Source organism: Streptomyces sp. NPDC015220, assembly GCF_043079345.1.
Taxonomy (GTDB): Bacteria; Actinomycetota; Actinomycetes; order Streptomycetales; family Streptomycetaceae; genus Streptomyces.
The window spans coordinates 1-22792 of record NZ_JBIBUK010000032.1 but is presented as its reverse complement, the minus strand read 5'-3'; the positions used below and the strand labels follow the sequence as shown (position 1 = coordinate 22792).

The window sequence follows — 22792 nt, the reverse complement described above, 5'->3', positions numbered from 1 at the left end:
TGCGCCACGCGGTCAACGCTACCCACGCCGGGTGAACGGCCGGTTGCGGTTTCCTGTGGACCTCCCCCGCGTCCGGCGGCGCGTGACGGGGCCCCCTACTCGTCGTTAACCGGACGACAGGGGGCCCGTGACGGACGTACCGGCTGGGGGTAGGCAGGCGATGGCCAAGCGGCAGCGGCGGCAGAGGGACGGAGCGGTACTCGCGGCGGGACTCCTGCTCTGCGCGTGTGCCTCGGGGTGCGCGGGCGAGGGCGCCGCCTCCGAGGACGCCCGGGCCGCCACCGATCCGGTGCAGGCCCTGCGGCAGGCCCCCGAGGCGCTGCTCGCGGCGGGCAGTTCCGAGGCCCGTACGGCGATGGAGATGGCCACGGGCGGGACCCGGGTGACGATCCGCGGCGAGGGCGCCTACGACTTCCGCCGGCAGCTCGGACAGCTCACGGTGGTGCTGCCGCAGGACCCGACCGGCGCCGCCGAGCACGTGCCCATCGTCGAACTCCTCGCCCCGGGGGCGCTGTTCATGAAGAACCGGGGAGCGGGCGTGCCCGCGGACAAGTGGGTGCGGGTGGCGACGGCCACCCTCTCCGACGGCAACCTGGTCACCGGCGGCGCCACCGACCCGTTCACCGCCGCCGAGGTGCTGCGCGGCACGCGCAGGGCGACGTACGTGGGCCGGACCCGGGTGGCGGGGGTGGCGGTGCGGCACTTCCGGGGCACCGCGGACCTCGCGCTCGCGGCGCGCGGCGCGTCGGCGGCCGACGAGGCGGCGCTGCGGGCGGCGGCGAAAGGGTTCGCCACGCCGGACGTCCCGTTCGACGCCTACCTCGACGACCAGGGCCGCATCCGCAAGCTGAGGCAGAGCTTCGCCTTCGTCAACGGCCGCCACCGCGACACCGTGTCGGTCGACTCCACGACACTGCTGTACGCCTTCGGCACTCCGGTCACCGTGACCCTGCCGCGCGCCGCGGACATCTACACCGGCCGGATCGCCGAGGCGAACTAGCCCTTCCGTGCCATGCGCGGCACGCACACCGCTCCCTACTCTAGTGCTGCGACCGGAACGGTCCACCGGTTCGCGACGCCCGGCACGGCACTCCCCGTCCTTCGGCCGGGGGCGCCCCCGCGCCGCGTTGCCGCATCACCCGAGTACATCCGGTACGCGGGCGATGCTCCGCCTCGCGACGCACCGCACCGGACGCCGCGGACCTCACGGCAGGCCACTGGCGGTCGCAGCACTAGGAAGCCGGTGACGGCAGAGAAGAGGTGATGCGCGTGGCTCCGGCCGGCGGTACGGCAGTACAGGACCACGTGGCCCTCGCCGAGATCGAACTGTGCGGGGAACTGATCATCGCGGCCTCGGCGGCCCGGGAGCGGCTCAGCCTGGAGAGCATCGACGAGGTACTGAGAGTGACCGAGGAACGCCGCGACGGCACCGGCCGGTGAACCCGGCGCCCGTCGCGTAAGTCTGATTCGTCACAAACGTCATGAAGGTCACGTGACCGTCCGCGCCGCGGGAGCGGCATTCGGTCACGCGTCAGGTGCGCAGCAGCCGGCCGATCGCCTTGGTGGCCTCCTCCACCTTCGCGTCGGCCTCGGCGCCGCCCTTGACGGCCGCGTCGGCGACGCAGTGCCGCAGGTGCTCCTCCAGGAGCTGGAGCGCGAAGGACTGCAGGGCCTTGGTGGAGGCGGACACCTGCGTGAGTATGTCGATGCAGTAGGTGTCCTCGTCCACCATCCGCTGCAGGCCACGGATCTGCCCCTCGATCCGGCGCAGCCGCTTGAGGTGCTCGTCCTTCTGCTTGTGGTAGCCGTAGGTGGCGTGTTCCTGTCCGGCCTCTTCGCCCGCGCAGGGCACCGCCGTCGCGCCGGCCTCGGTGGTCGTCATCGCGTCCTCCCGCTCGGGACAGAATCAGGCAGACATACCCCTGCCCGGTATATCCTACCTAATTTCCCGGGGTACAGGACCCTTGGCCCGCCCCCGTGCCGAACACTCTGCCCGATGGGCGACACTGGGGACGGCCCCTTAGCCGTGGCCGGATGATGCGCTTAGCATCACCCTGACCGAAACCGAAGCACCCCGAGGACCCCACGTGCGCTTTCGTCTGACCCCCAGGGAGACGAGCTTCTACGACATGTTCGCCGCGTCCGCGGACAACATCGTCACCGGCTCGAAACTCCTGATGGAACTGCTCGGGGCGGACGCTTCCGCCCGGGCCGAGATCGCAGAGCGTATGCGGGCCGCGGAACACGCAGGTGACGACGCCACGCACGCGATCTTCCACCAGCTGAACTCCTCGTTCATCACGCCCTTCGACCGCGAGGACATCTACTCCCTCGCGTCGTCCCTGGACGACATCATGGACTTCATGGAGGAGGCCGTCGACCTGGTCGTCCTCTACAACGTCGAGGAACTTCCCAAGGGCGTCGAGCAGCAGATCGAGGTGCTGGCGCGGGCGGCGGAGCTCACGGCGGAGGCCATGCCGCACCTGCGGACCATGGACAACCTCACCGAGTACTGGATCGAGGTGAACCGTCTGGAGAACCAGGCGGACCAGATCCACCGCAAGCTCCTGGCCCACCTGTTCAACGGCAAGTACGACGCGATCGAGGTGCTGAAGCTCAAGCAGATCGTCGACGTACTGGAGGAGGCGGCGGACGCCTTCGAGCACGTGGCGAACACGGTGGAGACCATCGCGGTCAAGGAGTCCTGAGGCGTCCATGGACACCTTCGCTCTTGTACTGACCATCCTCGTCGCGCTCGGTTTCGCGTACACCAACGGCTTCCACGACTCGGCCAACGCCATCGCCACCTCGGTGTCGACCCGCGCGCTCACCCCGCGGGCCGCGCTGGCGATGGCGGCGGTGATGAACCTCGCCGGCGCCTTCCTCGGCAGCGGCATCGCCAAGACGGTCAGCGAAGGCCTGATCGACACCCCCACCGGCAGCCAGGGGATGGGCATCCTCTTCTCCGCGCTGCTCGGCGCCATCGTCTGGAACCTGATCACCTGGTACTTCGGACTGCCCTCGTCCTCCTCGCACGCGCTGTTCGGCGGCCTGGTCGGCGCCGCGCTGGCGGGCGGCACGGCGGTGCACTGGTCAGGCGTGCTGGACAAGGTCGTCACCCCGATGTTCCTGTCGCCGGTGGTCGGCCTGATCGTCGGCTACCTGGTGATGACCGCGATCATGTGGATCTTCCGCCGGACCAACCCGCACAAGGCCAAGCGCGGCTTCCGCATAGCCCAGACCGTCTCGGCGGCCGGCATGGCGCTGGGACACGGCCTCCAGGACGCGCAGAAGACCATGGGCGTCGTGGTGATGGCCCTGGTCATCGGCGGCGTCGAGACCTACGGCGACCCGATCCCGGTGTGGGTGAAGCTGGTCTCCGCGCTGATGCTGTCGCTGGGCACCTACGCGGGCGGCTGGCGCATCATGCGCACCCTGGGCCGCAAGATCATCGAGCTGGACCCGCCGCAGGGCTTCGCGGCCGAGGCGACCGGCGCGTCGATCATGTTCGGCACGGCGTTCCTGTTCAAGGCCCCGATCTCCACCACCCATGTGATCACCTCGGCGATCATGGGTGTGGGCGCGACCAAGCGGGTCAACGCGGTCCGCTGGGGCGTGGCGAAGAACATCGTCCTCGGCTGGTTCATCACCATGCCGGCCGCGGCGATCGTGTCGGCCGTCGCCTTCTGGCTGATCGACCTGGCGTTCCTGTAGGACCGCCGCACCACGCGTACGGGCCCGCCCCCGGGAGCCAGGGGCGGGCCCTTCCGCATCCTCACGGTGGCACCGCCATGCAGCACCATGAGGGGTCCGTGATCAGCCGAAGCGGCCGGAGATGTAGTCCTCGGTGGCCTGGACGGACGGGTTGGAGAAGATCCGCTCGGTGTCGTCGATCTCGATCAGCCGGCCCGGCTGGCCGACGGCCGCCAGGTTGAAGAAGGCCGTACGGTCCGAGACCCGGGCGGCCTGCTGCATGTTGTGCGTCACGATGACGATCGTGAAGCGCTCCTTCAGCTCGCCGATCAGGTCCTCGATGGCGAGGGTCGAGATCGGGTCGAGCGCGGAGCAGGGCTCGTCCATGAGCAGCACCTTCGGCTCGACCGCGATGGCGCGGGCGATGCACAGCCGCTGCTGCTGGCCGCCGGACAGGCCCGAGCCGGGCTTGTTCAGGCGGTCCTTGACCTCGTTCCAGAGGTTGGCGCCCTTGAGCGACTTCTCGACGATGTCGTTCAGCTCGCTCTTGCGGTACTTGCCGTTCAGCCGCAGCCCCGCCGCCACGTTGTCGAAGATCGACATGGTGGGGAAGGGGTTGGGCCGCTGGAACACCATGCCCACCTCGCGGCGGACCGAGACCGGGTCGATCCCGGCGCCGTAGAGGTCCTCGGAGTCGAGCATCACCTTGCCCTCGACCCGGCCGCCGGGGGTGACCTCGTGCATCCGGTTCAGGGTGCGCAGGAACGTCGACTTGCCGCAGCCGGACGGCCCGATGAACGCCGTCACCGAACGCGGCTCGACCGTCATCGAGATGTCCTCGATCGCCCTGTGGGAGCCGTAGTAGGCGGTGAGCCCGCTCACGTCGATTCGCTTGGCCATGACTACTTCACTTCCAAAAAGTCCGGGGGTCGCCGTCGGGCCCCGCGCGGCGGTGGCCTCGAGCCGAAGGCGTCGGCGACCGGCCGCGCGGCGGAGCCGCGGATTGTTAGCGCGGGGCCTTCCAGCGGGCGATGCCGCGGGCCGCCAGGTTGAGGATCATCACGAAGGCGATCAGGGTGAGCGAGGCCGCCCAGGCGCGGTCGTACGCCGCTCCGTAGCCCGCGCTGTTCGCGTACTGCTGGTAGATGTACAGCGGCAGCGAGGACTGCGCCCCCTCGAAGGGGTTCGTGTTGATGAACGGGTTGCCGAAGACCAGCAGCAGCACCGGCGCGGTCTCGCCGGCGATACGGGCGATGGCCAGCACGATGCCGGTGGTGATGCCGCCGAGCGAGGTCGGCAGGACCACCTTCAGGATCGTGCGCCACTTCGGCACGCCCAGGGCGAGGGACGCCTCCCGCAGCTCGTTCGGCACGAGCTTGAGCATCTCCTCGGTGGAGCGGACCACGACCGGCATCATCAGGATGGCCAGGGCCAGCGAACCGGCGAAGCCGAACGGCTGCGTCTTGGTCATCAGCATCAGGCTGAGGATGAACAGACCGGCGACGATCGACGGGATGCCGGTCATCACGTCGACGAAGAAGGTCACGGCCCGGGCCAGGGCGCCCCGCCCGTACTCGACCAGGTAGATCGCGGTGAGCACTCCGACCGGCGCACCGATCAGGGTGGCCAGGCCGACCTGCTCCAGGCTGCCGAGGATGGCGTGGTAGATGCCGCCGCCGGGCTCGGTGTCGGCGACCACGCCCATCGAGTGGGTGAGGAAGTAGACGTCCAGGACCTTCACGCCGCGCCTGACGGTCGTCCAGACCAGGGAGACCAGCGGCACCACGGCGAGCAGGAAGGCGACCCAGACCAGGCTGGTCATGACCCGGTCCTTGGCCTGCCGGCGGCCCTCGACGCGCGCGGCGACGGCGTACGTGCCGAGGACGAAGAGGACGGCGGCGATCAGCCCCCACTGGACGTGGCTGTCCAGACCGCCGGCCAGACCGACGGCGATCGCGACGGCGAGCGAGCCGGCGGCGATCGCCCACGGCGTCCACCTCGGCAGACTGGCGCCGCGCAGGCTGCTGGTCCGCTCGTCGGAAACTGCGGCGGTGCTCATGCGTTGGCCCCCGAGTACTCCTTGCGGCGGGCGATGATCAGCCGCGCCGCGCCGTTGACCAGCAGGGTGATGACGAACAGGACCAGACCGGAGGCGATCAGCGCGTCCCGGCCGAACTCCGTCGCCTCGCTGAACTTGCTGGCGATGTTCTGGGCGAAGGTGCCGCCGCCCGGGTCGAGCAGGCTGGCCTTGAGTTCGAAGGTCGGGGAGAGCACGGTGGCGACGGCCATCGTCTCGCCCAGGGCGCGGCCGAGGCCGAGCATCGAGGCGGAGATCACGCCGGAGCGGCCGAAGGGCAGCACCGACATGCGGATGACCTCCCAGCGCGTGGCGCCGAGGGCCAGGGCCGCCTCCTCGTGCATCCGCGGGACCTGGCGGAAGACCTCGCGGCTGACGTTGGTGATGATCGGCAGGATCATGATCGCCAGCAGGATGCCGACGGTGAGCATCGAGCGCGGCGCGCCGCCCTCCCAGGAGAAGATCCCGGTCCAGCCGAGGTACTTGTCCAGCCAGCCGAACAGGCCCTCCAGGTGCGGGCCGAGGACCAGCGCGCCCCACAGGCCGTACACGATGGACGGTACGGCGGCGAGCAGGTCGATCATGTAGGCGATCGGGCCGCTCAGCCGGCGCGGGGCGTAGTGGGTGATGAAGAGCGCGATGGCGACCGCGACCGGGACCGCGATGACCATGGCGATGACCGAGGAGACGACCGTGCCGTAGACCAGCACGGCGATACCGAAGGTCGGCGGCACCAGGCTGGTGTTCCACTCGAAGGTGGTGAGGAAGTTGCCGTGGTCCTTGCTGATGGCCAGGGACGCGCGGTAGGTGAGGAAGACCGCGATGGCGGCCATGATCACCAGGAGCAGGATGCCCGACCCGCGGGTGAGGCCGACGAAGACCCGGTCTCCGGGGCGGGTGGCGCCGCGGGCGGCGCGCTTGCGCTCGGCCGGGCCCGACGGGGCGGGAGGCGCGACGGCGTCTGTTTGCTGTGTGGATATGTCCATCGGGTTCTCCGGTCTGCGGAGCCGTACACGGCGTACGGCTCCTGGCGGCGGTGCACCGGACGGTGCGGCCCGGCCCCGTTTTGGGGGCCGGACCGCACGCGGATCAGCTCAGGCCCTCGATGGTGGTGCGGACCTTGCTGATGATCGCGTCGGGGATCGGCGCGTAGTCCTTCTCGGTGAGGATCTTCTGGCCGTCCTCACTGGCGATGTAGCGCAGGAACGCCTTGGTGGCGGGCAGGGTGTCGGCCTTGTTGCCCTTGTCGCAGGCGATCTCGTACGTGACCAGGACCATCGGGTAGGCGCCGTCGGCCTTGGTGGCGTAGTTCAGCTTCAGCGACAGGTCGCTGCCGGTGCCGACGACCTGGGCGTCCGCGATGGCCTTGGTGGCGTTCTCGACGGTGGCCTTGACCGGGGCCGAGGCGCCCGTGTCGATGGCGACCGTGGACATGTCCTTGGCGTACGACAGCTCGAAGTAACCGACGGCGCCGTTGGTCTGCTTGACCTGCTGGGCCACGCCGGAGGACTGCGGGGCGGCCTGGCCGCCCTTGGCCTGCCAGGCCTTGCCGCCGGAGTACTTCCAGTCGTTCGGGGCGGCGGCCTTGAGGTACTTGGTGAAGTTGTCCGTGGTGCCGGACTCGTCCGAGCGGTGGAAGGCCTGGATCTTCAGGCTGGGCAGCTTGGCGTCGGGGTTCAGCTTCTTGATCTCCGGGGCGTCCCAGGTCTTGATCTTGTCGTCGAAGATCTTGGCCAGGGTCGGGGCGTCCAGGACCAGGTTGTCGACGCCCGGGACGTTGTAGCCGACCGCGATCGGGCCGCCCACCATCGGCAGGTCGATGCCCTGGCCGCCGCTGCACACCTTCTTGGAGGCCGCCACGTCCTCCGGCTTCAGCGCGGAGTCGGAGCCGGCGAAGGCCACCTGGCCCTGGCCGAACGCCGTGACGCCGGCGCCGGAGCCGCCGCCCTTGTAGTTGATCTGCACGCCGCAGGCCCGGCTGAACTCCTTCACCCAGGCGTCGATCGCGTTCTTCTGCGCGGAGGAGCCGTCCGCGAGCAGCTGGCCCTTGGCTCCGTCGCACTTGATGGAGCTGTTGGAGGCCGCGGTGCTGCTGCCGCCGCCGGCGTCGTCCTTGCCGCCCGTGTCGTCGGAGCCGCACGCCGTGAGGGCCAGGGCGCCGGAGACGGCGAGAGCGCCGAGAGCGAGTGCCCGCCGGTTCTTGCGCTGAAGCTTCACTTAAGGGAGTTCCTTCCAGGAGCCGCCGTCCTGACCGGCGGCGTGCGAAGAGTGGTCGACACCGATGCGCCGACATGCGCATCAGCACCGGGTAAGGCCGAAATTAGGCAGAACAGGTGAAGCCGCCGATGGCCGGAAGTGAACGAGGGGTGAACCCCTGCCGTCGGCGCGGTGAGGTCACGGAATGCTCACGGGGAGAACACGTGCAGGTCCCGGAGCCGGGCGCTGCCGCCTCCCACCCGGTGGTGCCCTCCGGTGCCGGACCACCCGGAACCGGGCCCCGACCGTCCGCCGTCCCGCCCCACCCGGTGGTGCCCCCGCCACCGGACCGCCGACAACCCGGCCTCGGCCGACCGCCGTTCGACCTCATCCGGTGGCACCCTCCGCCACCGGACCGCCGACAACCCGGCTCCGGCCCACCACCAATCGGCCCCACCCGGTGGCACCCTCCGCCACCGGACCGCCGACAACCCGGCTCCGGCCCACCACCAATCGGCCCCACCCGGTGGCGCCCCCCCCGCCACCGGACCGCCCGGCAACCCGGCCTCGGCCGACCGCCGTCCCGCCCCACCCGGCGCACTCGCGCCCCTTCGGCGGCCGTCCCGGGAACCCGCCGGGCCCGGCGGTCGTCTCGGTCCACAGGAGCCGAAGGAGGCGCGACCATGGAACGGCGGGCGTTCATCTCGAGCGGTACGGCGGCACTCGCCGCGGTCGCCACGGCCGCGTGCGAGGGCGGCCCGGGCGGCGGCGAAGGCGCGAACGGAGCGTCCGGCGCGGGCGCTTCACCGGCGTCCGGGTCCGCCGGCACGGCGCTGCGCACCTCCGGCGCCGCGCGCACGGCCTCGAACTGGACCGCCCTCGCCCGTGCCCTGGACGGCACCCTGCTGCGTCCCGGCGACAGCCGGTGGACGACGGCCAGTCAGCTCTACAACACCCGCTTCGACGGCCTGAGACCGGCCGCCGTCGCCTATGTCGCCCACACCGGCGACATCCGCACGGCACTGGCCTACGCCCGCGCCCACCGGCTGCGCGTGGCGGTCCGCAACGGCGGCCACTCCTACGCGGGCTGGTCCTCCGGCGACGGCCGGCTGGTCATCGACGTCTCGCGGCTCGACCAGGTCAGGGCGAGCGGCACCTCGGCGGTGGTCGGCGCCGGGGCGAAACTGATCGACGTCTACCGCGCGCTGGCCGCGAAGGGCGTGACGATACCCGCCGGCTCCTGTCCGACGGTGGGCGTCTCCGGTCTGGTCCTCGGTGGCGGCCACGGCGTGGTCTCCCGCGCCTACGGCCTGACCTGCGACAGCCTCACCCAGGCCACCGTCGTCACGGCGGACGGCAAGCAGCTGACGGTCGACGCCACGGAGAACGAGGACCTCTTCTGGGCGCTGCGCGGCGCCGGCAACGGCAACTTCGGCGTCGTCACCGAACTGCGGTTCCGCACCCATCCCGCGCCCCAGGCGGTGTCGGCCCACCTCACCTGGCCGTGGGCGCGGGCGGCGGCGGTGGTGCGGGCCTGGCAGGAGTGGGGACCCGGCCAGCCGGACGAGATCTGGTCCTCCCTGCACCTGGAGAACACCCCGGGCGGCACACCGAAGGTCTCCGTGGCCGCCTTCTCACTGGGCACCTACGGCGAGTTGCAGAACGCGGTGGACCGCCTCGCCGCCGGGATCGGCGCGCGGGCGTCGAGCGTGTCCCTGCGCCGCCACTCCTACGAGGGCGCCATGGAGGCCTACGCGGGCTGCTCGTCCTTCCCGACCGAGCCGCAGTGCCACCTGCCCGGCTCGACGCCCGGCCGCTCCCCGCAGGGCCGGCTCGGCCGTGAGACGTACGCGGCCCGCTCGGACTTCTTCGACCGCTCGATCTCCGCGGCCGGCGTCCAGACCCTGCTCGCCCGGACGGGTTCGGTGCGGGGCGGCGCGGGCAGCATCGCGCTCACCGCGCTCGGCGGCGCGGTCAACCGCGTCCCGCCCACGGCGACGGCCTTCGTCCACCGCCGATCCCGCATGCTCGCCCAGTACATAGTCTCCTGGACACCGGGCACGACCGGCGCGATCGCCCAGTCCTGGCTGACCGCGACGCACACCGCGATGCGGCCGTACGCCTCCGGGGCGGCCTACCAGAACTACACCGACCCGACCCTGACCGACTGGCGCACGGCCTACTACGGCGACGCGGCGGCCCGCCTGGCCAAGGTGAAGCAGCGGTACGACCCGGACCGGTTCTTCAGCTACCCGCAGGGGCTGTAAGGACCCTCGGCCGTCTCACGCGGCCAGGTCCCGCTCCTGTGCCGAGGCCTGCTCCGTACCGCGGGCCTCGGACAGCACCGCCCCCGCCGCGGCGCCGCGCCCGCCGCGCACCAGCCGGGCGCCCCAGCCGGTCCGCTCGACCGCCTTGACCACCGGCGTGAGCAGTGCCATCGCCGGCGGCGAGAGCAACAGCGCCACAGCCGTCCCGAGCGCGAACCCGCCCACCACGTCGGTCGGGTAGTGCACGCCCATGTACACCCGGCAGAACCCCTCGAGCAGCGCCAGGGCGATCCCCGCCAGACCGAACCGACGGTCGGCCACGAACAGCGCGGCGCCCATCGCCATGGTGATCGTCGCGTGGTCGCTCACGAAGGAGTAGTCGGTCTTGCCGGAGACCAGCACGTCCAGCCCCTGGTGGTCGAGGAAGGGCCGGGGCCGCTCCACGAAGCCCCGTATCGGCACGTTCACCAGCACGGCGATGCCGGCCGCCAGCGGCGCCCAGACCAGCGCGGCCACGGACGGAGCCGCGTTCTCCCCGCCCCGCCGCCGCACGGACCACCAGCACCACACCACCAGCAGCACCATGGCGAGCAGCAGCCCGTACTCGCCGACGTACTCCACGGCCCTGTCGAACCAGTGCGGGGCGTCCTTGGCGAGGCCGTTGATGTCGTAGAGCAGGTCGACGTCGGGGTTCGACCCGGATTCGGCGAGTCCAGCCATGGTGCTGCGGCCCCTTCGTCGTGTCGTTCCGGGCGCACGGTGTGTGCGCCGCGCCTGCCACCCCCGTGGTCGTAGATCCGCTCCCGCTGCGAGCGCGCGAGTGCGGCACGCGCTCCGTCCGACGTCGGCTTGGCTACGTCAACAGGAACGCACGAGCCCGATTGATGCGTTCCACGCTCCACCGAATGATCACGCAGACGTTACCGAAGAGAGACTCGTCACCGCAGCTCAGGGCGTGGGTTCACGCCGGGTTCACACCGAGACGGGGAGCGCTTTCGCGCCATCTTCGGTGACCCGGGTGGCCCCGAAGTAGAGCGGTGTGTCGATCGGGTCGAACCGGATCACGGCCCCGGTCCGCGGTGCGTCGATCATGTACCCGCCGCCGACGTAGATACCCACGTGCCTGATGGCCCGCGAGTTTGTCGGATCCGGGGAGAAGAACACCAGATCGCCCGGCAGCAACTCCTCGCGCTTGGGGTGTGGCCCCGCGTTGTACTGGTCGTTGGCGACCCGCGGCAGGTTGATCCCCGCGGTCTCGTACGCCGCCTGGGTCAGCCCCGAGCAGTCGAACCGTCCCCCCTGCGCGGCGGTTCCCTCCCCGCCCCACAGATAGGGCGTGCCCAGCTTGCTCTGCGCGAAGGAGATCGCCACGGCGGCCTGCTTGGAGGGATCCACCCGCGTGACGGGCGCGGCGAAGCTCTTCTCCAGTGTGGTGATCGTCTTCACGTAGTTCCGGGTCTCGGCGTACGGCGGTACGCCCCCGTACCTAATGACCGCGTCCGCCCCGGCGTTGTACGCGGCGAGCATGTTGTCCGTCGGGTTCCCGGGCACGGTCTTCACGTACTTCGCGAGCTCGCAGTCATAGGAGGCGGCCGATGGGATCGCGTCATTCGGGTCCCAGACGTCGCGCTTGCCGTCGCCGTTGCCGTCGACACCGTGCGTGGCCCAGGTGCCGGGGATGAACTGCGCTATGCCCTCGGCCGCGGCCGGAGACCTGGCCTTCGGGTTGAACCCGCTCTCCTGGTACAACTGGGCGGCGAGAAGAGCCGGGTTGAGTGCGGAACAGAGGTTGCCCCACCTCTGCACGAGGGTCTGGTACGCGGCCGGCACCGCTCCTCTGGCGAGCCCGACGGATCCCGCGCCCACCCCGCCGGCGACGTTCCCGGCGACGACGTACACGCCGACGACCAGCAGCAACACGAAGGAAACCCCTGACCCCACGACGGCGAACGCCACGATCCACGCCTTACGCACCGTCAACCACCTCTCGTGGCAGGGGAGTCCAGCCGAGCGACAGTTTAGGGCCGCATCGCTCGCTTTTTGAGAGGACCGCGCACCGAGGACCACCAGGTTCGCGCCACCCCGGCCGTCATGCGCACACGGTCCACGACGGGCGGGACGGAGGCGGCGGGTTCCGCCCGAAGGCGCCGCCGGGAACACCTCACGCAGAGTCGGTCACCAGGAAGGCTCCGCAGAGGCACGAAGGGTGGGCCGGATGCGACACAGGCGCGCTGTGGGTCAGGTATTGAGGAGCCGTCCGAACCGGCTCGGCCATCCAAAAGGATCTATGTATGCTGCCCACGCTTCAGGACAGTACGCCCAGGTGAAGGGGATTACGGATGTCACGTGTGGGGATTCCAGCCGGCATATACAGAAGAATCGCCAGAATCACCGCCGTCTCGGTCGTGGCACTCGGCAGCATTGCGCTGACGCCGTCCGCCCACGCCGCTGGTTACGGATGTGCCGGTAACCTGATCGACACGTACTACGCAAAGGCCTACCCGGGCGGTGCCGTGTTCGGGTACTTCTACCTTTACTACGACGCCTCCACGGGCAGGAATTGCGGTGTCACGGTCGCCAACTCGGCCGGAGGTTACGGAACGCCCAAGTACATGAGGGCCGAGATAGATGTCTGCGCGTCGACCGTACCGGGGGACGCGTGCCAGTCCGTAGTCACTTACGACAACGACGCCGGAACATACTCGAACTACGCGGGTCCGGTATCGGTCAAGGCCGCGGGACGGTGCATCGCGATATTCGGGCAGATCAATTACGCCGGCAAGATCGCACAGGCGGAGTCACTAGCAGCCCACTGTGGATGATCCAGCCTCCAGGGTCCGTACACGGGCGCGAAACGAATGGGGTCGCGTCCGCGCCTCCGTCCTCAGGGTGAGAGGCATCTGAACGACAGCGCATCCCTCACCGCTACCTCGGCCGGCCCAGCGGCCACGGCCCGCGCCGTGCTCTTCAGGGCTCGTAGGCGGCGTCCTTGTAGAGCTCGGCCGCCTCGTCGCCGAAGGCGACGCTGTAGGAGGTGTCCGGGGTGGAGCCGCCCATCTCGTGCCCGCCGAGGACGCCGACGACCTGCCGGTCACGGTTGATCCAGGGACTGCCGCTGGTGCCGCTGGTGAAGTCGGGGCAGTCGATGCGCTGCTGGGTGTCGCTGTGCGCGCTGGGCCTGTTGGTGCAGCTGACCGGCACCTCGCGCTCGTCGGGGTAGCCGGTGACGGTCACCGCCGTCGCCCCGGTCCTCTTCCCCGTGGCGAAGCGGTTGGCGCCGACGACGTCCTCGACCTCCTTGCCCTTCAGCGGGGCGAGCACGGCGAACGCCAGGTCGCTGTCCTCGTCCTGGTCCTTGGACCACCCGCCGGGCACGAAGCGCTTGCTGACCGCCCAGACGCCGTACGGCGCCTTGCCGTCGCGGTAACCCGGCGCGAAGACCAGGTCGCTGTCGCCGGTCACGCAGTGGGCGGCGGTGAGGATCAGGTTCCGGCCGGGGCTGTGCACGACCGAGGCGGTGCAGAAGTGGTTCCCGGACAGGGCGTCGGCCTTGTCCGCACCGAAGAGCGCACCGACCTTCGCGGCCGGCGGGGTGGTGGCGGAGATCTCGGTCACCCCGAGAGGACCGCTGCCGTCGTCGGCGGCCGCGACCGAGGCAGAGGTCACGGCGATCAGCACGAAGCCGACGAACAGCGCCTGGTTCCGGGCGCGGTTGCGCGGGCGTCCGTGACGAGCGGGGCTCTGGGTGCCTGAGGTGCGCTTCATCGCGCCCCACTCTGACCCACGAAGGTGAGAAACGGGCCCCGACTTCACTGAGATTTTCCTGTGAAACCCCCGTTCATCGCACGCCTCGCCCCGCATCGTCCTCCTCGTCCCGCCGCCCCGGCGCGGCTCCGCAGACCCGACGGCCGTCCCGCCTCCTCGACGGCCGGCAGTACGGATACCCACGCGGCGGCGGGGCAGTCGGGCCGTCCTCCGCGGCCGCGGCACGGGCGGGCGAGTTGGACCACTTCGTGGGGGACCCCCGGACGTGAGACCATCGTGACGACCACTCACTCGACTGGCCGTCAGAAACCTTGCCGGACGTGAAAAGTGTCAACGACGGGCCCGCACGGCAGGTTCCGCTCACACTTCATTGCCCGGCGTGACCTGCCGTGATACACACAGTAACCATAGGTACGAAACTCGCCAGTCAATGGCGCCAAGTCGACATACGCGGGCATCATCGTCGGCGACAATGAGGCCTGACCTCCGCGCGCCCGCGGGGGCGCGCGGAACTACCCACCAGGGGCGGTGACTTACATGCTCTTTGCGGCCGACAAGGGAGACATCAACACCATCATCGGCGGGATCGCTCCGAACTGGGGGCCCTTCGGCAGCCTGGGCAACGAGGCGAAGGTGATGATCGAGGTGGTGATGGCGGTGGCCATCCTGCTCTGCCTCGGCATCGCCGTCTGGGGAGCCGCCAAGCAGCGGATCGGCGCCACCGCCCTGCGCGACACGTTCAGCGCGGAACAGGGCAAGGGACTGATCATCGCCGGTCTCACGGGGGTGTTCATCATCGGCTCCCTCGGCACGCTGTTCACCATCGTGTACGGCATGGCCGTGTAGACCGGGTGACCGGCGCACACCCGCGCATGCCGCGCACGGTGCTCCGGCCACGCCGCCGGCCGGCCCCTCCGGACGCGCCCGGTGCCCCCGCTGCCCCCACCCATCCACCGTGCCCACCGGCCGAGGTTGCGTTTCCCTGATGTCGAGTCACCACACCGCGCCCGCGCGGGAACCAGCGCGGCTACCGTCGTACTTCCACGCGTACCGCCACGAGGTCGAGGTCGAGGGGGCGTACCGGGCATGAGTCTCGGAGACGAGCACGGATTCGGTGATTCCGCACGCGCCGACGACGATCCCTACGGCGGCGGACAGACCCGCACGAGACTCCCCGACCGGGCCGGCGACCCGTACGGGGGCGCCCGGCGCGGTGCCCGCTCGTCCTCGCGCGGCCTGGTCACTGTGGTCGCCGTGGTCGTCCTCCTCATCGCCGCCATCGCCTTCGCGAACCGCGGCGGCGGCAAGGGCGGCTCGGACGCCGCCGACGGCGACGGAGCCAAGCCGAGGAGCGCCTCCACGGCGGCCACCGGCAAGCGGCCGGTGACGACGAAGACCGGCGGCATCCCCTCCGGCTTCGCCCACGACCAGCAGGGGGCACAGAGCGCGGCGGCGAACTACGCCGTGGCACTGGGCTCGACCGACATGTTCAACAAGACCAGCCGGCACACCATCGTGGACTTCCTGTACACCTCCGAGGCGGCGGCGAAACTCCAGGGCCCGATGGACCAGGCCTACTCCACCGGCTTCCTCAGCAAGATGGGGCTGGACGCCGACGGCAAGGCGCCGTCCGGCAGCACGTTCGTCTCCCGCGTGACCCCCATGGGCACCACAGTCCAGCGGTACGACAAGAGCGGCACCCAGATCGCGGTCTGGTACGTGGGCCTCATCGGCATGTCCGGACAGCGCTCGACCGACCCGATCACCGCGTCCTGGAAGACCTGGACGTTCGATCTCCAGTGGGCGGGAAGCGACTGGAAGATCGTCGCTGACACGCAGAAGAACGGCCCCGCCCCGGTCCCCGGTGACGACAGGGCCGCCACCTCCGACGAGATCAGCAAGGCCATCGAAGAGTACGGAGGGTTCACGTATGCCCGGTAGCAAGCAGCGCGCGCTCGGGCTCACCGGAGTCGTGGCAGCCGTGCAGACGTCGGCCGTGCTGCTGGCGACCCGTGCCGTCGCCGCGCCTCCCTCACCCAGTTCGACGCCCTCGCCATCAGGGTCGGCAGCGCCGTCACCGTCGCCGAGCAAGAACAACTGCGACCTGATCTTCGGCGAAGCCAAGAAGTACTGCGAGCGCGGCAACGAGAGCAGTGGAAGCGGAGCGACCACCTCCGACCCCACCTCCACCCTCGACCCCCTCTCCTCCCTCGCCAAGGGCTGTGCCGACGCCGCCTCCTGGACGATCAAGCAGCTCAGCAAGGCCCTGCACGAGACCGCCACGGTCGACTTCACCAACGCGGAGTTCCGCAAGCAGTACGCCATCGTCTTCGCGGCGTCGGCCATCCTCACCCTGCTGCTGTGGCTGCTGGCCGTCGCCAAGCGGGCCGTGCGCGGCGTGCCGCTGACCACCGCGATCTCCGAGGCCGTCGGCTTCCTCTGGCTGACCGTGCTCGCCTCCGCCTTCACCCCGCTGATCCTCTACACCGTCGTCTCCGCGACCGACAGCGTCAGCGACGTCCTCGCCAAGGGCACGGGCGACCAGACCGGCATGTTCTTCGGCACCTTCGCCGGCGCGCTGGACAAGGGCAACGACATCGGCGGCGGCCCGATCATGCTGATCATCGTCTCGCTCGTCTCGATCCTCGCCGCGGGCATCCTCTACCTGGAGCTGTTCCTGCGGGCCATCCTGCTGTACGTCGGCGCCCTGCTCGGCGTCGTGGTCTACTCCGGGCTCGTCGACAAGAACCTCTGGGGCCACGTGCGCCGCTGGGCCGGGGTCATGATCGCCGTGATCATGGTCAAGCCGGTGATCGTCATCGTGCTGGGCCTGGCCAGCGCGCTCACCACCGACGGCGGTCCCGACGCGCTCGGAGCCGTGGTCTCCGGCCTCGCCATCATCCTGCTCGCCATCTTCGCCAGCGCGATGATCTACCGGTTCGTCCCCGGCTTCGGCGACGAGATCGCGGCCGGCCGCAACAACCGCATCATGCAGGGCGCCGAAGGCAAGGCAGCGGCCGTCATCAGCTCCCCGGCCACCCTCGTCGCCCAGGGCATCAAGACCCACAGCACCCGGGCCGACAGCAACGGCGGTGCCCAGTCCGCCGCCCCCCGCCCGGCCAACACCGCCTCCGGCGGCGTCGCGGCGCACAGCTCGCGCCCCTCGGACGGCGGCGGAGCCCCCTCCGCCACCCCCGCCCCCCGCTCGCCCAGCCCGGTGAACACCCCGCACGCCAGCAGCACCCGCAACAGCAGTACCAACCGCACGGGAGGTGAAGGGCGTTGACGACCGAGTCCCACGTGTCCCACGCGGTCACGCCCCGCCGTACATATCTGATCGGCCGCGCCCGGCCGAACGCGATCGTCGGCCGCAACCGCGAGACCGGTGAGATCGCCCTGATCGTCGTGGGCGCGTTCATCGGCATGATGTGCGGGCTCCTCGTCCCCGTGCTGCCCCTGCGCATCGTGCTGCTGGCGGGCTTCCCGCTGCTCGCCCTCGCGGCCGTCTACATGCCCTACCGGCACCGGACCTTCTACAAGTGGTTCGAGATCAACCGCAGCTACAAGCGCACGGTCAAGCGGAACGCCGCCTACCGTTCCGGCGCGATGGAGGCCGGCACCCGCATCGACGGGCGGGAGATCGAGATCGGCCCGCCGCCCGGCATCGGCCGCATCACCTGGCTCGCCGCTCCCTTCGGCCCCGACGAGATCGCCGTGCTGCTGCACGCCGACCGCAAGACCGTCACCGCCGCCATCGAGATCGAGGGGCCCGGCGTCGGCCTGCGCGACTCCGAGGACCAGGAGGCCCTGGTCGACCGGTTCGGCACGCTGCTCAAGCACGTGGCCAACGGCGACGGCTTCGTCACCCGTCTGCAGATGCTCGCCCGCACCCTGCCCGCCGACCCGGACGCCCACGCCAAGGACGTCGCCCAGCGCGGCGACGAGCGCTCCCCGGGCTGGCTCCAGCAGTCGTACGACCAACTGCAGTCCATGGTGTCCACCAGCAGCGAGCAGCACCGCGCCTACCTCGTCGCCTGCATGCACTTCACCCGCGAACTGGCCGCCGAGGCGCACGCCATGGCCCGGGCCGCCCGGCCGCGGTCCGGCCGGAAACTCGACCGGGACGCCGGTCTCGCGGTCGTCATGGCCCGCGAGCTGACCGACATCTGCTCCCGGCTCCAGGAGGCCGACATCCGGGTGCGGCAGCCGCTCGGTCAGGGACGGCTGGCCTCGCTGGTCCACTCCATGTACGACCCGGACCACCCGATCGACCACATCCAGGCGATGACCAGGCGCAACGCCTGGCCGGCCGAGCTGGACGCGATGGAGCCGACGTACCTTCAGGCCAAGACCCGCGAGTCGGCCACCCGGGAGCCCTGGTGCCACGCGACCGCCTGGGTCAAGGAGTGGCCGATGACCCCGGTCGGCGTCAACTTCCTGGCGCCCCTACTCGTCCACACCCCGGACGTCATCCGCACCGTCGCCGTCACGATGGACCTGGAACCCACCGAGGTCGCCATCGAGCGCATGCTGACCGAGAAGACGAACGACGTCGCCGAGGCGAGCCGCGCCGCCAAGATGAACCGCACCGTCGACCCGCGCGACGTCGCCGCCCACAACCGCATCGACCAGCGCGGCGAGGACCTCGCCAGCGGCGCGGCCGGTGTCAACCTGGTCGGCTACATCACCGTCTCCTCCCGCACCCCCGAGGCCCTGGCCCGCGACAAGCGGACGATAAGGGCGTCGGCCGGAAAGTCGTACCTGAAACTCGAGTGGTGCGACCGTGAGCACCACCGCGCCTTCGTGAACACGCTCCCGTTCGCCACCGGAATCCGACGGTAGGGGCTGATGCTCTGATGCGGGACCCGCTGACCGCGCTCACGGACGCCTTCACGTCCTTCCTGTTCGGGAAGGTCGAGACGACCCGGCTGCCGGTGCGCACCTCCACCGGGCAGGCCCAGGCGGTCTACCTGCCCACCGCCGCGCCCGGCCTCGGCGACTCGGGCGTCATCATCGGCCGCGAGGTCTACTCCGGGAAGGGCTACATCTACGACCCCTTCCAGCTGTACGGCCAGCAGCTGCCCGCCCCGCACTGGCTGGTCCTCGGCGAGTCCGGCAACGGCAAGTCGGCGCTGGAGAAGACGTACGTCCTGCGCCAGCTGCGCTTCCGCGACCGCCAGGTCGTCGTCCTGGACGCCCAGGGCGAGGACGGGGTGGGCGAATGGAACCTCATCGCCGAGGAGCTCGGGATAACTCCCATCCGCCTCGACCCGACGGCCGCCCTGAACCACGGCATCCGGCTCAACCCGCTGGACCCGGCGATCACGACCACGGGCCAGCTGGCGCTGCTGCGGACCATCATCGAGGTCGCGATGGGCCACGGCCTCGACGAACGCTCCGGCTTCGCCCTGAAGGTCGCGCACGCCTTCGTCAACGAGACGATCGTCCAGCGCCAGCCGGTCCTGTCCGACATCGTCGAGCAGCTGCGCCACCCGGAGCCGGAGTCGGCCGAGGCGATGAACGTCGCCATAGACGACGTACGCGCCTGGGGCCTGGACGTCGCCCTGGTCCTGGACCGCCTGGTCGACGGTGACCTGCGCGGCATGTTCGACGGCCCGACCACGGTCGGCATCGACCTGGACGCGCCGCTGACCGTCTTCGACCTCTCCCACATCGACCGCAACTCCATCGCCATGCCGATCCTCATGGCGATCGTCGGCGTGTGGCTGGAGCACACCTGGATCCGCCCCGACCGCAAGAAGCGCATCTTCCTGGTCGAGGAGGCCTGGCACATCATCAACAGCCCGTTCGTCGCGCAGCTGTTCCAGCGGCTGCTGAAGTTCGGGCGCCGGCTGGGTCTGTCCTTCGTGGCGGTCGTCCACCACCTGTCCGACGTGGTGGACGGCGCGGCGGCCAAGGAGGCCGCGGCGATCCTGAAGATGGCGTCGACCAGGACGATCTACGCCCAGAAGGCCGACGAGGCACGGGCCACTGGCCGCGTGCTGGGCCTGCCCCGGTGGGCGGTGGAGATCATCCCGACGCTGACGCCCGGTATCGCGGTGTGGGACGTCAACGGCAACGTCCAGGTCGTCAAACACCTGATCACGGAGACCGAACGGCCACTGGTCTTCACCGACCGGGCCATGACCGAGTCCTCGCACGACCGTCTCGCCGACGACGCCCTGCGCGCCGCCGAACTGGAGGCCGAGGCACGGGCGGCCGCCTTCGTGGAGCAGCACGTCCCCGACCTGGGCGGCTCCTCCGAGTCGACGGTGGCCTGAGGGCCGTGCAGGGAGGCGCGCAGCGGTGAGAGCGGACGACGGAGGGCGGGGCGGGGGCCGGCAGGGCCAGGGCGGCATCCCCGACGGCCTGCTGGTCGGGCTCCTCGCCTTCCTGCTCGGCATGACCGTGCTGGTGTGGACGGCCACGGGCCTGGCCGGCCTGCTCTCGCACGGCTCCTGGCCGTCCGGTGTCAGCTTCGCCCGTACGCCCCTGGCCATGCGCCACCTCGTCACCGAGCCGCACGACGTCCCCGGCGCCTGGCCCGGCACCCCACCGGACCGGCTCTCGGGATACGGACTGTTCTGGGGCCTGTTCATCGGCCAGTTGATGGTGCTGTTCGTGCTGACCGTGTTCGTGATCGGCACGGTGACCCGGTGGAGAGCCGGACGGCTCAGGCGACGGGCGGAGAAGGCGGCGGCCCGGGAGCGGAGCGGAGCGGGGTCACGGGAGCGCGCCGTGACGCCCGAGGACCGCGAGGCCCCCGCTCCGGCCCCCCGGGGACCCCGGCACCATGAGGCGCCTTCCGAACCCCATGAGGTACCGTCCGAGCCAGAGGTGGTTCCCGCTCCCCGTGAGGTTGCCGCGGCCCCTGAGGAGGTCGGGCTTCCCGGCCAGCGCATGGCCGCCCCCGCCTCCGAGACCGAGCCCGGGTCCGGCAGCGCCTCCCGGCCGGGACTCGGGCACGAGCCGCTCACGGCTTCGGGGCGACCCACGACGCCGGCGCCGGAGCCCGGGGCGACACCCGCGCCGTTCGCCGCGGCCCGGTTCTCCAGCGTCCTCGTCGGTCCGCGGGAGACCCGCCGGACCGCGGCCGCCGAGGCGATCCGCGACGCGGTCGGCCCGGCCCTCGTGGTCACGTCGAACCCGGACCTGTGGCTGGACACCAAGGACTCCCGCGCCAAACTCGGCCCGGTCCTCCTCTACGACCCCGCGCACCTGTGCGACACCCCGGCCCGCCTCCACTGGTCACCGTCGGTCGGCTGCGAGGACAAGCAGACCGCTCTCCTGCGGGCCGCCGCCCTCCTGGCCCCGGTCCGTCCGACCGCGAAGATCGACCAGGCGGTGGCCGAGACCGCGCAGACCCTGCTGCGCAGTTTCCTGCACGCCGCGGCCGTGGACGGACGCACCATCCGCCACGTCCACCGCTGGTCCCAGGGCACCCAGCTCCAGGACGCCGTGCGGACCCTGCGTACGAACCCCAGGGCCGCCTCGGGTTCCGCGGGCGAGCTCGAGGCGGCGCTCACCGCCCACCCAGAACGCCGCGACATCGCCCAGGAACTGACGGGCCGTGCCCTGGCCTCGCTCTCCACGGTGAACATCCGTGAAGCCTGTACTCCCAACCGAACTGATGCGCTCGCCTTGGATTCCTTCGTCAACGAAGGGGGAACGCTTTATCTGGTCGGCGAATCCATCGAGGATCCCCGCACCAACCCGGGTGCCATGCCTCTCCTGACGGCACTCGCCGCAAGCGTGGTCGAGCGCGGCCGGCGCATGGCCGAACGGTCATCCTCCGGTCGGCTCGACCCACCACTCGTCCTCGTCCTGGACGACGTGGCGGCCGTGGCCCCGTTGCCGCAGCTCCCCGAGCTGCTGGCCCGCGGCGCCGACCAGGGGCTGCCGACCCTGGCCCTGCTCCGCTCCCGGGAACAGGGCCGCGCCCGCTGGCCCCACGACGAACTGCCGGTCTGACGCCGGGCTGACCCGACGCCCTGGGCCCGAGGGAACCGGCTCATCGAGGACCGTGCGTCCTCCCCGAGGGTCTCTCCCGCCGGTGGGCAGGGGTCTCAGGGGCGCTCGAGCGCGTACTCCAGCTCGGTCTCGCCGGGCTTGCCTGCCAACGGCACGGTGCGGCCGGTCGGCAGGAAGCCGACCCTGCGGTAAAAGCGCTGGGCACGCCCGTTGTCCTCGTGCACGATCAGCCGTATCCGCTCCACACCGATCGCCCAGGCCCATTGCACGGCCTCGTCGAACAGCACCTCGGTGAGCCCGCAGCCGCGGTGTTCGGGACGCACGTACACGCCGACGAGGTGCCCCTGGCGGCGTTCGACCGGGAACCCGGCCCAGTCCGTCGTGCCGGCCTCCTCCAGGAGCACGGTGACGCTTCCGACCCACTCGCCGTCGGGGCCCTGGGCGACGAACTGCCGCACGCCGGTCTCGCCCGTGGACGCCTTGGCGGCGCGTTCCTGCCAGAACGAATCGGGCTTCGCGGCGGCGTCCTCGTACGTCTCCAGGAAGGCAAGGTGAGCGATCGGGTCCCGCAGTGCACGGAGCCGCAACGCCTTCACGGCGGGCCATTCCTCAGCTCGTATGGCGCGGACCAGGTACTTCTCGTCGCTGTCAGGGCTGCTCATGGGGCCACCGTAATGCAGGAAAAACGAAGAGGCCCACACCATTTCGGTGTGGGCCTCTTCTGAAGAATTGTTCGGCGGTGTCCTACTCTCCCACAGGGTCCCCCCTGCAGTACCATCGGCGCTGTGAGGCTTAGCTTCCGGGTTCGGAATGTAACCGGGCG

At 70.6% G+C, this 22792-nt stretch carries 21 protein-coding genes and 1 rRNA gene; 12 read left to right on the top strand and 10 right to left on the bottom strand.

The genetic code is table 11. The annotated features are described in order from the left end of the window. Positions 1 to 160 precede the first annotated feature (160 nt). Together ACF061_RS36060 and ACF061_RS36055 are read left to right on the top strand one after the other, a co-directional pair. Positions 161 to 1000 (top strand): hypothetical protein, encoded by an 840-nt coding sequence (locus tag ACF061_RS36060; RefSeq protein ID WP_392271234.1) that lies wholly within the window; start codon positions 161 to 163, stop codon positions 998 to 1000. A gap of 263 nt (positions 1001 to 1263) precedes the next feature. Then, complete coding sequence (locus tag ACF061_RS36055; RefSeq protein ID WP_392271233.1) at positions 1264 to 1440, top strand: hypothetical protein; 177 nt, start codon at positions 1264 to 1266, stop codon at positions 1438 to 1440. A 91-nt stretch (positions 1441 to 1531) separates the two neighbouring features. Here ACF061_RS36055 and ACF061_RS36050 read toward each other — a convergent pair whose 3' ends face one another. Continuing rightward, the gene (locus ACF061_RS36050; protein ID WP_392271232.1) at positions 1532 to 1882 is read right to left on the bottom strand and encodes a metal-sensitive transcriptional regulator; all 351 of its coding nucleotides are present in this window, start codon (positions 1880 to 1882) and stop codon (positions 1532 to 1534) included. Positions 1883 to 2087: 205 nt separating this feature from the next. Between ACF061_RS36050 and ACF061_RS36045 the strand changes: the two genes are divergently transcribed. Next, on the top strand, positions 2088 to 2708 hold the full coding sequence (locus ACF061_RS36045; RefSeq protein ID WP_026252685.1) for a DUF47 domain-containing protein: 621 nt from the start codon (positions 2088 to 2090) through the stop codon (positions 2706 to 2708). 7 nt (positions 2709 to 2715) lie between these two features. After that, complete coding sequence (locus ACF061_RS36040) at positions 2716 to 3714, top strand: anion permease (protein WP_392271231.1); 999 nt, start codon at positions 2716 to 2718, stop codon at positions 3712 to 3714. 102 nt (positions 3715 to 3816) lie between these two features. Here the strand turns inward: ACF061_RS36040 and pstB are convergent, their stop codons facing one another. The 4 genes from pstB to pstS all read right to left on the bottom strand — a co-directional run bounded on the left by pstB (position 3817) and on the right by pstS (position 7987). Beyond that, positions 3817 to 4593 carry a phosphate ABC transporter ATP-binding protein PstB gene (gene pstB / locus ACF061_RS36035; protein WP_392271230.1) on the bottom strand — a complete coding sequence of 259 codons (777 nt, stop codon included), beginning with the start codon at positions 4591 to 4593 and terminating at the stop codon, positions 3817 to 3819. 106 nt (positions 4594 to 4699) lie between these two features. Further along, a complete protein-coding gene (gene pstA, locus ACF061_RS36030) occupies positions 4700 to 5752 on the bottom strand; it encodes a phosphate ABC transporter permease PstA (RefSeq protein WP_392271229.1) in 1053 nt (350 codons plus the stop codon). Continuing rightward, positions 5749 to 6756 carry a phosphate ABC transporter permease subunit PstC gene (pstC, locus tag ACF061_RS36025; protein ID WP_392271228.1) on the bottom strand — a complete coding sequence of 336 codons (1008 nt, stop codon included), beginning with the start codon at positions 6754 to 6756 and terminating at the stop codon, positions 5749 to 5751. Before pstC ends, pstA begins: the two co-directional genes overlap by 4 nt. Positions 6757 to 6859: 103 nt before the next feature. Next, a complete protein-coding gene (gene pstS / locus ACF061_RS36020; RefSeq protein ID WP_392271227.1) occupies positions 6860 to 7987 on the bottom strand; it encodes a phosphate ABC transporter substrate-binding protein PstS in 1128 nt (375 codons plus the stop codon). A gap of 662 nt (positions 7988 to 8649) precedes the next feature. On the opposite strand from pstS, the gene ACF061_RS36015 reads away from it, so the two are divergent. Then, the gene (locus tag ACF061_RS36015) at positions 8650 to 10233 is read left to right on the top strand and encodes an FAD-binding oxidoreductase (protein WP_392271226.1); all 1584 of its coding nucleotides are present in this window, start codon (positions 8650 to 8652) and stop codon (positions 10231 to 10233) included. A 15-nt stretch (positions 10234 to 10248) separates the two neighbouring features. On the opposite strand, the gene ACF061_RS36010 is transcribed toward ACF061_RS36015, so the two are convergent. Then, complete coding sequence (locus ACF061_RS36010) at positions 10249 to 10953, bottom strand: phosphatase PAP2 family protein (RefSeq protein WP_392271225.1); 705 nt, start codon at positions 10951 to 10953, stop codon at positions 10249 to 10251. Between the two features lie 252 nt (positions 10954 to 11205). Beyond that, positions 11206 to 12213, bottom strand: a complete 1008-nt coding sequence (locus ACF061_RS36005; RefSeq protein ID WP_392271224.1) for an NlpC/P60 family protein — start codon at positions 12211 to 12213, stop codon at positions 11206 to 11208. Between the two features lie 368 nt (positions 12214 to 12581). On the opposite strand from ACF061_RS36005, the gene ACF061_RS36000 reads away from it, so the two are divergent. Continuing rightward, positions 12582 to 13055: a hypothetical protein gene (locus ACF061_RS36000; RefSeq protein ID WP_392271223.1), complete on the top strand. Its 474-nt coding sequence runs from the start codon at positions 12582 to 12584 to the stop codon at positions 13053 to 13055. Positions 13056 to 13200: 145 nt separating this feature from the next. Here ACF061_RS36000 and ACF061_RS35995 read toward each other — a convergent pair whose 3' ends face one another. Continuing rightward, the gene (locus ACF061_RS35995; RefSeq protein ID WP_392271222.1) at positions 13201 to 13998 is read right to left on the bottom strand and encodes a trypsin-like serine peptidase; all 798 of its coding nucleotides are present in this window, start codon (positions 13996 to 13998) and stop codon (positions 13201 to 13203) included. A 537-nt stretch (positions 13999 to 14535) separates the two neighbouring features. Between ACF061_RS35995 and ACF061_RS35990 the strand changes: the two genes are divergently transcribed. The 6 genes from ACF061_RS35990 (at position 14536) to ACF061_RS35965 (ending at position 21969) form a co-directional block, all read left to right on the top strand. Continuing rightward, entirely contained in the window at positions 14536 to 14844 is a 309-nt protein-coding gene (locus ACF061_RS35990; protein ID WP_009189392.1) for a hypothetical protein, read from the top strand. Positions 14845 to 15084: 240 nt separating this feature from the next. Beyond that, positions 15085 to 15939, top strand: a complete 855-nt coding sequence (locus ACF061_RS35985) for a hypothetical protein (RefSeq protein WP_392271221.1) — start codon at positions 15085 to 15087, stop codon at positions 15937 to 15939. Then, positions 15929 to 17284: a hypothetical protein gene (locus ACF061_RS35980; protein WP_392271220.1), complete on the top strand. Its 1356-nt coding sequence runs from the start codon at positions 15929 to 15931 to the stop codon at positions 17282 to 17284. Before ACF061_RS35985 ends, ACF061_RS35980 begins: the two co-directional genes overlap by 11 nt. Then, positions 17281 to 18840, top strand: coding sequence for an SCO6880 family protein (locus ACF061_RS35975; RefSeq protein WP_392271219.1), 1560 nt, complete (start codon positions 17281 to 17283; stop codon positions 18838 to 18840). The genes ACF061_RS35980 and ACF061_RS35975 overlap by 4 nt, the downstream gene beginning before the upstream one ends. A gap of 14 nt (positions 18841 to 18854) precedes the next feature. Further along, positions 18855 to 20279: an ATP-binding protein gene (locus tag ACF061_RS35970; protein ID WP_392271218.1), complete on the top strand. Its 1425-nt coding sequence runs from the start codon at positions 18855 to 18857 to the stop codon at positions 20277 to 20279. Positions 20280 to 20304: 25 nt separating this feature from the next. Then, positions 20305 to 21969, top strand: a complete 1665-nt coding sequence (locus ACF061_RS35965; protein ID WP_392271217.1) for a type VI secretion protein — start codon at positions 20305 to 20307, stop codon at positions 21967 to 21969. 95 nt (positions 21970 to 22064) lie between these two features. Here ACF061_RS35965 and ACF061_RS35960 read toward each other — a convergent pair whose 3' ends face one another. Both ACF061_RS35960 and rrf read right to left on the bottom strand, forming a co-directional pair. Then, complete coding sequence (locus ACF061_RS35960; RefSeq protein WP_392271216.1) at positions 22065 to 22631, bottom strand: GNAT family N-acetyltransferase; 567 nt, start codon at positions 22629 to 22631, stop codon at positions 22065 to 22067. Between the two features lie 69 nt (positions 22632 to 22700). After that, a 5S ribosomal RNA gene (rrf, locus tag ACF061_RS35955) occupies positions 22701 to 22792 on the bottom strand; the annotation flags it as partial.